This window comes from Shewanella vaxholmensis (assembly GCF_031932135.1).
Lineage (GTDB): Bacteria > Pseudomonadota > Gammaproteobacteria > Enterobacterales > Shewanellaceae > Shewanella > Shewanella hafniensis.
Genome location: NZ_JAUOEV010000019.1, coordinates 41,868 through 55,176, shown reverse-complemented (window position 1 = coordinate 55,176; position 13,309 = coordinate 41,868). Strand labels below are relative to the sequence as shown.

The following is a 13,309-nucleotide window of genomic DNA, read 5'->3' as shown; positions in this document are numbered from 1 at the left end:
CCAGTACCGACAAGGCTTAGCAGCGTTGGATTTCAATCGAGACGCCAAACAGTAAATGGGCTAATTTCCCTGTTTGGCGTTTCGATCCAAAAGCCAAACGGATAGTGGTTTTGGCGTAAGAGGGTAAAGGCATGGGGAAGTGTTTAATGAAGTGCTGCTGTTTATTTTGGCTTGGTATTTGGTGAAGGGATGTTTTCTAACTTCAATGAAGGTTGCTTGTTACTGTTGTCATCAATGTACTCAAGGGCGTACCCCATAGCCTTGTAGCTTTTCTCGCGTTTTTTAAACATGCGTTGCAGCATAGGGAGAGCGAAGTCTACATAGTCGTGAATGGTGACTTGTGTTTTTCCTTCCGATTCACGATGAATACGACCGGCATATTGGGCCAACGTACCTTTCCATGCGATGGGCATGGCCAAAAACAACGTATCCAGTCTTGGTAGGTCAAACCCTTCACCCACATATTTTCCTGTTGCGACGACAACTTGAGCCGATTGCAGATGATTGTCAGCATTCTTGCGTTCGGCAGCTTTCATGGCGCCTTTGAGTACGACAGTGCTTATACCCATCTCGATAAGTCGTGAGTGTATGTACTCTGCGTGCTCTCTACGCTCTGTAAGGACTAACGGGTGCCCCCCATTTTGAACACACTGAGAGGCGTCTGAGACAATTTTTGAAGTGCGCTGTTGGTTATCGACGAGCCAGCGGTAAGCATCGCTTATTTTTGGGCGCTCATCTGTTTTTATTAGCTCAGCTGGCGGTATATCGTAGAGCTGATGAATCATCACGGTTTGAGTAAATTGCTCATCAGGACTTTGTTTCACTTTGTAGCGAATGGGCCCTGCCGCCATAAAAATGATCTTCTGATGGCCATCTTGTCGCTCTGGCGTTGCTGTTAGGCCCAATACATATTTTGCTCTTACCTCGTTGAGTACCATTTCAAACCTTGGCGCAGACAGATGGTGGCATTCATCAACAATAATATGGCCGTAGTCTTGAATGAGAGGCGTGATGGAATTGTCTTTTTTATTAACCAAACTTTGATAGGTGGCAATGTCGATAATGCCACTCGGCTTTCTTTTACCCCCGCCTATACTGCCAATGTTTACGTCGGGTAGGAATGTGCGCAAGCGCTCTTGCCATTGTTCGAGCAGTTGTCGGCTATGAACCAGTATTAGGGTATTTACTTTGCGTTTTACGATCATGCCGATGGCAGTAACCGTTTTTCCAAATGCGGTCGGCGCATGCAAAATACCGAAGTCATGTTTAGTTATTGCGGCCACTGCGTCACGCTGGTTCTTTCGCAAAGTGAACTCGGGGTTAAGTTTTAATAATGGTTTGCCGGTTTCACGCTTATCGTCAAACAGTGGCGAAATATTGTGCTCTTGTAGCAAAGCAATCGCGTCATCGAGACAGCCTCGCGGTAGTGCTAGGTAACCGTTTTCAATACGAGCACAGGAAATAAACCTTGGAATGCCATGGGTTGAAAAGCGCAACGCTTGTGTCTTAAAAAACACAGGATTAGAAAAACTAGCTAATCGCTTGAGTCCTGCCAGTAGTGGCCCAGGTAACTCGCTCATCAAAAAGTAGATATGGTTAGCCAAGGTAATGGTCACGGTTTTCGGCAAAGACTCTAATTTTATTGGTGTGGCTTTGGCTGTGATTTCCCAAGGTGGGCGGTTATCTGTTAGCCCTTGTTCGGACAGTAATAGGGTATCGGGTGCAATGGTTGTTATGAGTTGATCAATACTCGATTGCGTGAGCGTTTTAAGCTCAGCAAGGTACTGCCATTGATCGTCAATCGCATTCAGGTCACTGTCAACAAAGCAACTACGGCCTGAAAGGCGAGCCTCCTTTTGAAGTGGTAGCGCAATGAGATTACCAAAACCGCCTTCAGGAAGGATATCTTGGTTAGGAAAGAGCCTGTCATAGGAGTCAAACGATAGATTTGGAAATATTTCCATGGCTTTATCAAGCAAAGCGAAACCCAGTGCCCGAGCCTGGTTAGCGGGGATATTGGTGTCAAAAAAGATCCATAAGTGTGCCCCGTTGCCAGAGCGCGAGATTTCTATCGCGTGCGGAATATCAAACTCTTGGCACGCTTTAGACATTGCTTTGACTTCTTCTTGCCAACAGCCTTTGTCAAAATCGGCTGCCAACAAATAGCACGTATTATCTTTCAGTAAGGGATACAGCCCCACCACTTGATGACCGGCAAGGTGCCTGTAAATAATGCGCTCGTCTAGTTCGCTAAACTTTCGGTGTGAACAGTCTTGGCATTTAATGCGGGGTTTGTTGCAAACCCCGTTTACCCATTCATTATCACAGGCTACGGAATAGCCACTGCGCCCCTGTTGATTTTGCCAACGATTGGCAAAGATATCCTCTCTTCCACGAAATCGTTGTCTGAATAGGGCGAATTTTTGTTCTGGCGTGAATGTCTGTACTGAACGCTCGTTTTGAGCGCTACGCAAAGCCTCTCTTAATGCGAGAAGCTGCTGCTTTTCGTTTTCAAGCTCAGCTAGCCTGTTATCAATAGCAGAAATGTTTGGGTAACGAGCGTCATTCATAACAAACTATTTTTGATTCGCAGCGCTATGAAGCGCGAACTTGAGGTGGCTTGATCAGTGACTCTGCTGGAATACCTAGCCCTTCATGAAGTTTCCAAATCATTTTTAGCGTGAGTGATCGCTTATGGTTTAGGATTTCATAAACACGATTGCTTTTACCTATCATGGGTTCAAGATCTTTAACCGTTAAGCCTTTGCGCTCCATCTCAAACTTTATTGCCTCAACAGGGTCTGGCAAATCCATTGGAAAATGCTTTGCTTCGTAGGCCTCGACTAACGTAACCAAAATGTCCAGCTTTTCACCTTCAACGGTATCTGGCTCCGCCATCATTAGGTTTTCGATGTCGTTTAATGCCGCACGGTAGTCGGCATCTGTTTTAATAGGTCTGATGTCCATTATATTTACCTCTTGTTACTACCTTTTGGCTTCAAATCGTTTGCACATCAATTTTTTATTCGGCTCGTCCATGAGCCTTACCCTTCGGGCTCGCGTTGCTCATGAAAATTCGTTCCCGACGAATTTTTCGTATTGTGTATGGCTGCCGATAAACCGTATGTAAACCACCTTGTAGGCATAATTGATCCAAACGACTAACCGGTATTTATTACCGGCAATGTTAAACACGACACGCCCATCTTTGAGGATGCTGGCATTTCTAAAGTCCTGTTTCACATCCGCCGGTGATTCCCAATCAGCGTTTAATGCATGCCTATACCACGCTAAAGTTGGCTCTTTCGCGTCAATGTATTCTGGGCTGTCTTCCCAAAATGTTTTTAAGGTTGATAGTGCGATAATTCTCATAAATAGATGCTAGTCCCATATTGGGACTTTTGCAAGTTTGTAGTTTGATTGACTGAAAGGAGTTGTTGACACGGCCCCCAATTGCCCCATTCCTTGGGGCAGTTTAATTTCCTCTTATTCACTTTCTAAAGCTCGCTGTATCAAGTGTTGCCCCATTTACTTCGCGCACGTCACGTGCAGTCACCTCAGCAATACACTTAATGCCAATGACTGGGCTTATCTCTTTGGTGTAAACCCGATACGGAATCTTGGGGTGCTTTAGTCGTCTACTCAGATCGGTTCGATACCAGTCATGGAACAGTTGATCCACGGTTTCAATGTCAGGTAACTCGATTTTCTGTTTTTCTAGAAGAGGATCTATGCCGTCACGTACTTCTTTTCGAAAATAAGCAGCGGCAATTCTTGCGTCTGCCAATGACATTAAAGGAAATTGCCCCAAGGTTGCTTCTCGTCTTCCTTTGGCAGTGGTGTAGCGGGTCATCTAATAAGGCGAGCCCTGTTTGCGGACGCAAAAGTATAGCCCTTCACCATCTGAATATTTTTTTGGGTCGGCTTTGCTGTATGCAATAACCTGTTTTGCTGTATGCAATAACCTGTTTTGCTGTGAGTTTTCCCATGTTTACTCCATAGTTGCTGAAATAATGGAGGGGGCAATAATGGCTGCCCACCACCGATTTGCTTATTGAATCAGCAGCTAACCTGTTGTGGTGGCGAGTTAAATGCGAAAATTGGGCAACTTACTGCTCACCAATTTGCTCACCGCAAAACGCTTATTGAGCCAAAATGAGGGGGCTGCCCACCATTCTGCCCACCACTAAACAGGTAGTTGGTAACGGACATCTGCAAACCGATTTGGACGGGAAAAATAAAAAAGCCCTGTATTTTCAATGCTCTTCACAAGGTGATACAGGGCTTTTAAGACACTCTTGGACGGGTGAAAAAACTATTCTATGTTCTGAATTTGCTCGCGCATTTGCTCGATTAGCACTTTAAGCTCAACGGCGGCTGAGGTGATCTCACTGCTGATGGATTTAGAGGCGAGTGTGTTCGATTCGCGGTTGAATTCCTGCATCATAAAATCTAAACGACGACCTTCGCTGCCGCCTTTCTTGAGGATGCGGCGGGCTTCGGCCACATGGGCTTCGAGGCGATCCATTTCTTCGGCCACATCTTGTTTCTGTGCCAGTAGCACCATTTCTTGCTCGATGCGGGCTGGGTCGAGTTCACCTTTGATTTCTGCAAGGCGGTTGGTGAGCTTTTCGCGTTGATATAGCATCACAGTAGGCATGTGCTCGCGTACGACGGCGATTTGCTCGCTCACGCCATCTAAGCGGCTCAGCAGCATGTCTTTGATGGCTTCGCCTTCACGGCCACGGGCTTCGATGAATTGATCTATGGCTGAATCGAAGGCTGTCATCAGATCTGCGCCGATGGCATCCATATCTTGTTCACCGCTCGCTAGTACGCCCGGCCAGCGCAGGATGTCGGTAAGATTGACTTCGCCTTGTCCCGCTTCTTGCTTGAGCCAATTGGCAGCGCCTAATAGCTGTTTTGCTAGCGCTTGATTCAACTGCAGCTCGTTGTTGCTGTTGTCTGCCAGTTCGTAGCGCAGATTGACTTCAACTTTGCCGCGGCTTAAGCGTTTACGTAGGCGGTCGCGCAGTACGGGTTCGAAACTGCGGAATTGCTCGGGTAAACGTAGGTAAGTTTCGAGATAACGTTGATTGACTGAGCGAATTTCCCAGGAGGCAGTGCCCCATTGTGCTTTGTGCTCGATGCGAGCGTAGGCTGTCATGCTTTGGATCATGGGTTGTCCTAATGGTTTAATCGTCATAATGAGAGGCGATTATAGAGTCAATGGCTTTAGGATTAAAGGCATACAGTATAAGACCGCAAGTTAATGAGTACTTTGCCTAGATGAGTTTGCCAGAGAATCACCCTAAGCATGGCATCCTAAGGCTCAAGCCCTTATAATATGCAGCCAAAATCGGTCAATGACTCAGAATACAGGAATCTCGCATGCGTCCAAGTAACAGAACGCCAGCACAAACTCGTCCCATCACTATCACTCGCCAGTTTACGGCCCATGCCGAAGGTTCTGTGTTAGTGGAATTTGGCGAAACTAAAGTGCTTTGTACCGCCAGTTTTACTGAAGGTGTGCCACGTTTCCTTAAAGGTCAGGGTCAAGGCTGGGTGACGGCGGAATACGGCATGTTGCCACGTTCGACTCATAGCCGTATGGATCGTGAAGCCGCTCGCGGTAAGCAATCGGGCCGTACGCAAGAAATTCAACGTCTTATCGGCCGTGCTTTGCGCGCCTGTGTGGATATGAAAGCCCTAGGCGAAAACACTATCGTGATCGATTGTGATGTGATCCAAGCTGACGGTGGCACGCGCACTGCTTCTATCACTGGCGCCTGTGTGGCCTTAGTGGATGCGCTGAACTGGGCGCGTGGTAAAGGCATCATTAAATCTAACCCGCTGAAATTCCTTATCGCTGCTGTCAGCGTCGGTATTTACAAGGGGGAAGCGATAAGCGATCTAGAATATATCGAAGACAGCGCCGCCGAAACTGACATGAACGTGGTGATGACAGAAACGGGCAAGATTATCGAAATTCAAGGCACCGCCGAAGGCGAGCCATTCAGCCACGAAGAGTTGATTGAGCTACTCGGATTGGCGAAGAACAGTATTCGAGAAATCGTCGATGTGCAAAAAGCCGCACTGAACTAATAGTGTGGTGATGAACAAGCCCCGTTATGTTATGCCGTGCGGGGCTTTTTATTAGCTGCAACTTTTTTATTTGCAGCAAGATGTTAGTGTAATGTAAGCCCTATACCGAATAAAAATTCCCCATAATAAAAAACCAATAAAATACAAAGTCGTAAGGAGATATTGTGAAAGCCTATCAACGTGAGTTTATTGAATTTGCCCTTGAACGTCAGGTGTTGCGATTTGGCGAATTTACACTTAAATCGGGCCGTATTAGTCCTTATTTCTTCAATGCGGGTTTGTTCAATACTGGCCGTGATTTAGCGCGTTTAGGCCGTTTCTATGCCGCTGCGCTAGTGGATTCTGGCATTAATTACGATTTGCTGTTTGGTCCTGCTTACAAAGGCATTCCGATTGCGACCACTACGGCTGTTGCCTTGTGTGAACACCACGATATCGACATTCCTTACTGCTTCAATCGCAAAGAGAAAAAAGATCACGGCGAAGGTGGCAGCTTAGTCGGAAGCGAGCTGAAAGGCCGCGTGATGCTGGTGGATGATGTGATCACAGCCGGTACTGCTATTCGTGAGTCGATGGAAATCATCGAAGCCCATAAGGCACAATTAGCGGGCGTGTTGATTGCCTTAGACAGACAGGAGAAAGGCAAGGGTGAGTTATCGGCTATTCAAGAAGTTGAGCGCGATTTTGGTTGCGGCATAGTAGCAATTATTAAACTTGCCGACCTCATTAGCTATCTGTCTGAAAAGCCTGGAATGGAAGTACAACTTGCCGCCGTGAGCCAGTACCGCGAGCAATACGGCATTTAACTCTAGTGCTTAGCCGCTGGTATTGATCAAGTGGCTATTATTGGCGTGGTGAAATCAGTTAATCAGCCGGCATTGATCTTAGCTAGGTTGAGAAAGGTTTGATTGGGTTGGTATGAAAACAAAAAACGCTGCGATTCTATAGAAGGAATCGCAGCGTTTTTTGTTGAGTTGTATTGATTGCTATTGATTTAGGCACGCTTTAAATCACGTTACGCTTCAATACACTTATTTCGACTGATGCAAAAACTCGGCGCGGGTCGCAGGGTTAGATTTGAAAATACCGCCCAGTGCTGTGGTGGTGGTTGAACTGGTTGAGTCCATCACGCCACGGGATTTGACGCAGTAATGCACAGCATCCATTTTAACCGCTACGTCCTTAGTTTCGAGCAAGGTTTGCAGCGCGACTAGCACTTGCTGCGTCAAACGCTCTTGTACCTGTGGTCGCTGGGCAAAGAAACGCACGATGCGATTAATTTTTGATAAACCAATGATTTTTTTGCGTGGCAGATAAGCTATGGTTGCAGTGCCATCGATCGTCACTAAATGGTGTTCGCAGGTACTGGTAAGGCTAATGTCTTGCACGCGCACCATTTCATCGAAGCCCATCTTATTGTCGATAACCGTGATCTTAGGGAAGTTCGCATAATCTAAGCCGGAGAAGATTTCATCGACGTACATTTTAGCAATGCGGCGCGGCGTATCGGCAAGGCTATCATCTGACAGATCCAATGACATTAATGTCAGGATTTCTTTCATATGATGTTCAATCTTGTTTTTACGTTCTTCACTGCTGTAAACGCTTGGGAGCATTGGGGTTTCAAGTCCACGTTCTGATAACGCGGCTTGTACTTTTACTGCTGCTTCACTTAATGCCATCTTATCCTCCACTACGTCGTAGCGGCTATAACAGAAAACCTATGCTGATCATCGAGTGGTACTTGGGCTGTTCAGCATCAGATACAAATTATTGCTATTCTCGCTAGGGCAAGAATAGGGGGAGGAGGATAGCGCGAATTGCAGACAATTCATACCGAAAAACGCGCATAGGCCACATGAAAAAGCCGATAGTCCTTATCGGATATCGGCTTTAAATCGGCCACTGCCAATCGAGTGTAGACTGGCAGTGACGGCAAGTTTGAGTCAATCCTAAAGTTTTAGATTAGTTTTTAGGAAGCTGAGCATTTGTTCATAGTATTTCGCTCTATGCTCATCGTTATAAAAACCGTGGCCTTCATTGTCCATTACCAGTTTTTGGTAAGGGTAATTGTGAGCTTTTAGGCCTTTTTCGAGGGATTCGAGTTGCTCAATTGGCGCGCGCTCATCTTCACCACCGTGAACGAGTAAGAGGTTCGCTTTTAATTTGGCAACGTTTTCTGAGGGCGACATGGCTTTTAGGGTGGCTTTGTCTTGGCCAAGCACATCCTTGAGATAGCTAGTGCCTGCTCTTCTACTAGCAACATCGCCTTCATTAAACATCAATTCAAGATCATAAACGCCAGCTACACCTATGGCGCATTTAAACATATCTGGAGCAAGTACGGCGCTCTGCAAGGCGCTGTAACCACCAAAACTGCCGCCAACGATACAGATACGCTCCTTATCGGCAAAACCTTGGTCAATGACGTACTGGGTGGCGTCGATAATATCGTATTGAATATCCGAGCCCCATTTTTGATAGCCTGCACGTTCAAATTGATCGCCATATCCACCCGAACCACGGAAGTTGACCTGTAGAACGGCTATGCCTTGGCTCGCTAGATATTGGTTTTGTGAGTCAAAGCCCCACCAGTTACGGATACCGTGTGGACCACCGTGTGGATTGACGACTAAGGGCAGATTTTTAGCTTCTTTTCCAAAGGGGAGGGTTAGATATCCATGGAGTGTTTTACCATCACGGCTGGTAAAACTGATGGGTTTTACCTCAGCCATTTGTTCAGGGTCGAGCCATTTCTTTGCAGCGACTAGATATTCAAGTTTCAGTTTTTTTGTATCAAATATGTAGTAATCACCAGGATTGCGATCATTAAATGCAAGTACAACGAGTTTGTCTGCATCTCGGGTTTCGCTAACAATTCGGACTTGATGGCCAGGCAGAGCACCAAGCAGATCTTTTAGCAATTTAGCGTGTGAATCCTCATTATCGACGAAGGCATAACTTGGGTAGCCATTTTCAAACTCGACGGCGTAAAGTTGTTTATTGGTACCGTTAATCCAAAAGTTACTGGGGTCAACGTTTTCATCCTGAATTATTTCAGTTTTATCACCCGTTTCGAGATTAATTTTATACACCCCTAAGGTTTCACCTTGGGAGCGTCCCGCCGCATAAATCGTATTTTTATCATCGGCGAAGGAGAGTGGTTTAAAATCAGCAAGACCTAGATTGAGTTTATCGGTATTTACCCAATTTCCCTCTTTACGGTAGAACACTTTAGTGATGTTTTTACTGTCCTCACCGGCAACGAAGCGAACTTCCCCTTGATGGTCTGTCATAAAGCTGGCTTGGCCGATGGGTGAGCCTGCGATGCGTTTACGCGTTCCATTAAATAAGTCTACGCGATAGACATCTTGTAACAGTTCCACATCCAGATTGATCCTATCGTTCCATGGAATGGCGTTAACTAGCATGTAGCGTTCATCATCAGGTAGAGGATCGAGAATAAATGCGCTCGCTCGCATAGGTGTGTTTTTCTTGATATTTGAACCTGTTTGTTGCTCACCACTATCGAAGCCGAAGAGATAAGCCTTTCGTGAACCATCTGCATTTACGGCCAATAATTCTCCATAGTAGATGGGGGTGTCTTGCCAGCCTTTTAGGTATTCTTTTGCCAGTACCAATCGCTCACTATTGGCCCATTCATAGTTACCAACTTGAGCATTACCGGGGAAGCTTATCGCATTAAGGAGCTTTTTGGTTTGGGTGTCTAAAACTAAGAGAACATTTTTACCTTCGACACTCGTGATTGCACTTAAGTATTTGCCAGTAGGAGATATTTTTACATCAGAGTACTCATCACCTTTGCTGAATAATTGTGCCTGTGATAGTGCATTGGTGGTTGGCGGAGTTGCAGCAAAAGTTGCTATAGGGAGCATTGGCAAGCAGAGCGTAGCCAAAGTCGCTAATCGGAAGAGTTTCATCTGACATCCTTGTAAAATCATTGTGGTTTTTGTTCTTAAAATGTTTTTCGAGGATAAAACAAAAGATGAAGTGAAACAAGGAAGGAATATTGAAAATAAAGGACGATAGTTACCGTCCTTTATGTTGAAAAATCATTAGCTTTGCAACAGTTGATGTTGGATAAAGCGCCACTGTTCATCGAAGTGTGTCGTCGGTTTGAGTTTGAATTCACTTCGTACAAATTGGGCGATGCGGCCTTCGGCAAAGGCTAACAGTAAATTGGCTAATATGGCTTCGTCTAAGTTGAAGCCTTTACCTTCTCGTAGGGTTTTTTCCCGTAAAATTTGCTTTAACTGGGTTTCAATTTTGGCAAATAAGTTACCAATACGACTTCGCAGGCGTTCATTTTCACCGAGTAGAGCATCACCGTTGAGAACGCGGGAAATTCCTGGGTTACGCTCGGCAAAGATCAGCAGCAGTTGCAGTACCAACTGGCAGCGCTTCATGGTGTCTTTTTCGTCATCCATGATTAAATTGATGCGCGACAATAACGACTCTTCGATAAACTCGATTAAGCCTTCGAACATCCGTGCTTTACTTGGGAAGTGACGGTACAGGGCGGCTTCCGATACACCGACTTCTGAGGCCAGTTTCGCTGTGGTGATCCTTTGTCCTGGGTTGGTTTCTAGCATCTGTGCTAGACATTGCAAAATATGTTCACGACGATTAATTTTTGGGCTTACAGCCATTGCAGTATCCTTGGCTCAATAACGACTTAGGGGATTATTTAGTGCCTGAATGGCCAAATCCGCCTTCACCACGATCTGAGCTGTCGAACTCATCAACGAGTTTGAATTGTGCTTGTACTACAGGAACAAACACCAGTTGCGCAAGACGATCGCCAATTTCTAAGGCAAAAGGACTGTCGCTACGATTCCAGCAAGACACCATTAAGGGGCCTTGGTAATCGGAATCGATGAGTCCGACCAGATTCCCCAGTACTATACCGTGTTTATGGCCAAGACCTGAGCGCGGCAAAATCACTGCAGCCAGTCCTGGATCGGCAACATGAATGGCAATCCCCGTTGGAATAAGCACGGTTTCACCCGGTGCTATGGTCAAAGTCGTGTCGATCATGGCGCGAAGATCCATGCCTGCACTGCCAGGTGTAGCGTAGGCAGGTAAAGGAAATTCTGAGCCGATACGGGAGTCGAGAATTTTTAATTCAATCGGTGTTTTCATGTATTTGTTTTTTCTTTCACTATCAACGAAAGTAATTGCCGTGCCAGCGTGAGTTTGTCAGTAGCAGGCAAATCTTGACTGCCGTGCGGCCAGAACACTCGCAGGGCATTGGCATCGGCATTAAAGCCAATACCTGCAACGGAAACGTCGTTTGCGGCGATCATGTTCAAGTTTTTACGTTTGAGCTTATCGCGCGCATAGGCTTCTACATCATGGGTTTCGGCGGCAAATCCCACCACAAAAGGACGGTTAGGTAAGCTCGCAACCGTGGCTAAGATATCAGGATTCCTCACCAGCGCAAGTTGCATTTCTTCGGTCGATTTTTTGATCTTACAGGTAGCAATATCACTAATGCGGTAGTCTGCAACGGCGGCGCAGCCAATAAAAATATCTTTTTTATCAACGTTATCCATAACAGCATCGAGCATATTTTGCGCCGATTCAACATCAATCCGTGTCACGCCTTCTGGGGTGCTGAGATTTACTGGGCCTGAGACTAAGGTGACTGCTGCACCCATATCTGCCGCGGCTTTGGCCAGTGCAAAGCCCATTTTTCCAGAACTGTGATTTGAAATGTATCTGACGGGATCAATTGCTTCACGGGTTGGTCCGGCGGTAATCAGCACTGACTGGCCAGCCAAAGGCAGCGCAGAGACTTCTTTTGTTGCAAAAAAATCACTGGCTAGCTCGGCAATTTCTAGCGGTTCGAGCATGCGTCCAGGACCCACTTCACCACAGGCCTGACTGCCACTGGCGGGTCCCCAAAGTGTAAAACCACGTGATGCTAGGCTAGTTAAATTCGCCTGCGTAGCTAGATTGCGGTACATCTGCTGATTCATTGCTGGACACAGGGCAATTGGCGCCTCAGTGGCAAGACATGTGGTGGTGATCAGCTCATCGGCCATGCCGGCATTAATCCGCGCCAATAGGTTTGCGGTTGCAGGGGCGATGATGACGAGATCCGCCCAACGAGCGAGTTCTATGTGGCCCATGGCTGCTTCTGCCGCAGGATCGAGCAGGCTTGAGGCAACGGGATGCCCAGATAACGCTTGCAGCGTAAGAGGGGTGATAAATTCCATCGCACTCTGGCTCATCACCACACGCACATCACAGCCACGCTCTTTTAAGCGGCGGACTAAATCAGCGCTTTTATAGGCCGCAATACCGCCGCCAATGCCCAGCAGGACGTTTTTATTTGTCAGACTCACAGACATCATCCGAGATAGAAATAATGCCGCCAACGATACCACAAAGCGGTGAATTTTAGTGACTCTCCCAGTTCAAAAAATCTCGTCCATACTCAGTAAAGTGAAAATATGTGAGATGACAGGGAGGTCGCATGGGAATTAAAGATTGGCCTGAGGGGGAAGGTCCCAGAGATAAACTGTTACAAAAAGGGGCGGGGCAGTTGTCGGATGCGGAGTTATTGGCGGTATTACTGCGGAACGGTTTAGCGGGATTAAATGCGGTTGACCTTGCAAGGTCGCTTATTAGCGAGTTTGGCGGCCTCAGAAACCTGCTTTGTGCGCCTCGAAATCAGGTATGTCGACTTCCGGGCGTAGGACCTGTAAAATACGCCCAGCTTCAAGCTGCTGCCGAATTAGCGCGGCGTGTAGCGCAGGAAAATCTGCAAAGAGGTCAAGTTTTAACAAATCCCGATTTAACTCGGGACTATTTAATGAGACAATTGGCCGATCGCTCCTATGAAGTGTTCGCAGTTTTACTGCTGGATAGCCAGCATAGAGTGATTCAATTTGTCGAATTATTCCGCGGCACAATAGACTCAGCCTCAGTGTACCCACGTGAAGTGGTGAGCTTAGTGCTGGAGAAAAAGGCCGCAGCAGTTATAGTTTGTCATAATCATCCGTCTGGTATTGCCGAGCCCAGTCAGGCTGACCGACGAATAACTGAGCGATTAAAAAATGCGTTAGCAACCATAGACGTATCCTTATTGGACCATATGGTTGTAGGTGATCGAGAGATAGTTTCTTTTGCAGAACGAGGCTGGATTAATTAATCTAACACTTGATCTTCACTCTGT

The 13,309-nt window shown here is 46.5% G+C and carries 13 protein-coding genes; 3 read left to right on the top strand and 10 right to left on the bottom strand.

From position 1 onward, the window contains the following. Positions 1 to 161: 161 nt before the first annotated feature. The 5 genes from Q4Q46_RS15835 to Q4Q46_RS15815 form a co-directional block, all read right to left on the bottom strand. Positions 162 to 2,570 carry a TOTE conflict system archaeo-eukaryotic primase domain-containing protein gene (locus Q4Q46_RS15835; RefSeq protein WP_311906432.1) on the bottom strand — a complete coding sequence of 803 codons (2,409 nt, stop codon included), beginning with the start codon at positions 2,568 to 2,570 and terminating at the stop codon, positions 162 to 164. Positions 2,571 to 2,595: 25 nt separating this feature from the next. Then, positions 2,596 to 2,967, bottom strand: a complete 372-nt coding sequence (locus Q4Q46_RS15830) for a helix-turn-helix domain-containing protein (protein WP_000354815.1) — start codon at positions 2,965 to 2,967, stop codon at positions 2,596 to 2,598. A 99-nt stretch (positions 2,968 to 3,066) separates the two neighbouring features. Beyond that, positions 3,067 to 3,372 (bottom strand): type II toxin-antitoxin system HigB family toxin, encoded by a 306-nt coding sequence (locus Q4Q46_RS15825; protein ID WP_311906431.1) that lies wholly within the window; start codon positions 3,370 to 3,372, stop codon positions 3,067 to 3,069. A gap of 118 nt (positions 3,373 to 3,490) precedes the next feature. Continuing rightward, the gene (locus Q4Q46_RS15820; RefSeq protein ID WP_311906430.1) at positions 3,491 to 3,853 is read right to left on the bottom strand and encodes an Arm DNA-binding domain-containing protein; all 363 of its coding nucleotides are present in this window, start codon (positions 3,851 to 3,853) and stop codon (positions 3,491 to 3,493) included. Positions 3,854 to 4,315: 462 nt separating this feature from the next. Then, a complete protein-coding gene (locus Q4Q46_RS15815; RefSeq protein WP_311906429.1) occupies positions 4,316 to 5,179 on the bottom strand; it encodes a YicC/YloC family endoribonuclease in 864 nt (287 codons plus the stop codon). A 212-nt stretch (positions 5,180 to 5,391) separates the two neighbouring features. Between Q4Q46_RS15815 and rph the strand changes: the two genes are divergently transcribed. Continuing rightward, positions 5,392 to 6,105 carry a ribonuclease PH gene (gene rph, locus Q4Q46_RS15810; protein WP_106648341.1) on the top strand — a complete coding sequence of 238 codons (714 nt, stop codon included), beginning with the start codon at positions 5,392 to 5,394 and terminating at the stop codon, positions 6,103 to 6,105. A 164-nt stretch (positions 6,106 to 6,269) separates the two neighbouring features. Further along, a complete protein-coding gene (gene pyrE, locus Q4Q46_RS15805) occupies positions 6,270 to 6,911 on the top strand; it encodes an orotate phosphoribosyltransferase (RefSeq protein ID WP_311906428.1) in 642 nt (213 codons plus the stop codon). Between the two features lie 225 nt (positions 6,912 to 7,136). On the opposite strand, the gene folE is transcribed toward pyrE, so the two are convergent. The 5 genes from folE to coaBC form a co-directional block, all read right to left on the bottom strand. Continuing rightward, positions 7,137 to 7,787 carry a GTP cyclohydrolase I FolE gene (gene folE, locus Q4Q46_RS15800; RefSeq protein WP_311906427.1) on the bottom strand — a complete coding sequence of 217 codons (651 nt, stop codon included), beginning with the start codon at positions 7,785 to 7,787 and terminating at the stop codon, positions 7,137 to 7,139. A 270-nt stretch (positions 7,788 to 8,057) separates the two neighbouring features. After that, a complete protein-coding gene (locus tag Q4Q46_RS15795) occupies positions 8,058 to 10,046 on the bottom strand; it encodes an alpha/beta hydrolase family protein (protein WP_311906426.1) in 1,989 nt (662 codons plus the stop codon). Between the two features lie 135 nt (positions 10,047 to 10,181). Continuing rightward, entirely contained in the window at positions 10,182 to 10,775 is a 594-nt protein-coding gene (gene slmA / locus Q4Q46_RS15790; RefSeq protein ID WP_113941097.1) for a nucleoid occlusion factor SlmA, read from the bottom strand. A 34-nt stretch (positions 10,776 to 10,809) separates the two neighbouring features. Further along, positions 10,810 to 11,268, bottom strand: coding sequence for a dUTP diphosphatase (gene dut / locus Q4Q46_RS15785; RefSeq protein ID WP_006086674.1), 459 nt, complete (start codon positions 11,266 to 11,268; stop codon positions 10,810 to 10,812). Continuing rightward, positions 11,265 to 12,485, bottom strand: a complete 1,221-nt coding sequence (gene coaBC, locus Q4Q46_RS15780; RefSeq protein ID WP_311906458.1) for a bifunctional phosphopantothenoylcysteine decarboxylase/phosphopantothenate--cysteine ligase CoaBC — start codon at positions 12,483 to 12,485, stop codon at positions 11,265 to 11,267. Before coaBC ends, dut begins: the two co-directional genes overlap by 4 nt. A gap of 122 nt (positions 12,486 to 12,607) precedes the next feature. On the opposite strand from coaBC, the gene radC reads away from it, so the two are divergent. Beyond that, a complete protein-coding gene (gene radC, locus Q4Q46_RS15775; RefSeq protein ID WP_006079869.1) occupies positions 12,608 to 13,285 on the top strand; it encodes a RadC family protein in 678 nt (225 codons plus the stop codon). The last annotated feature ends 24 nt before the right edge of the window (positions 13,286 to 13,309 follow it).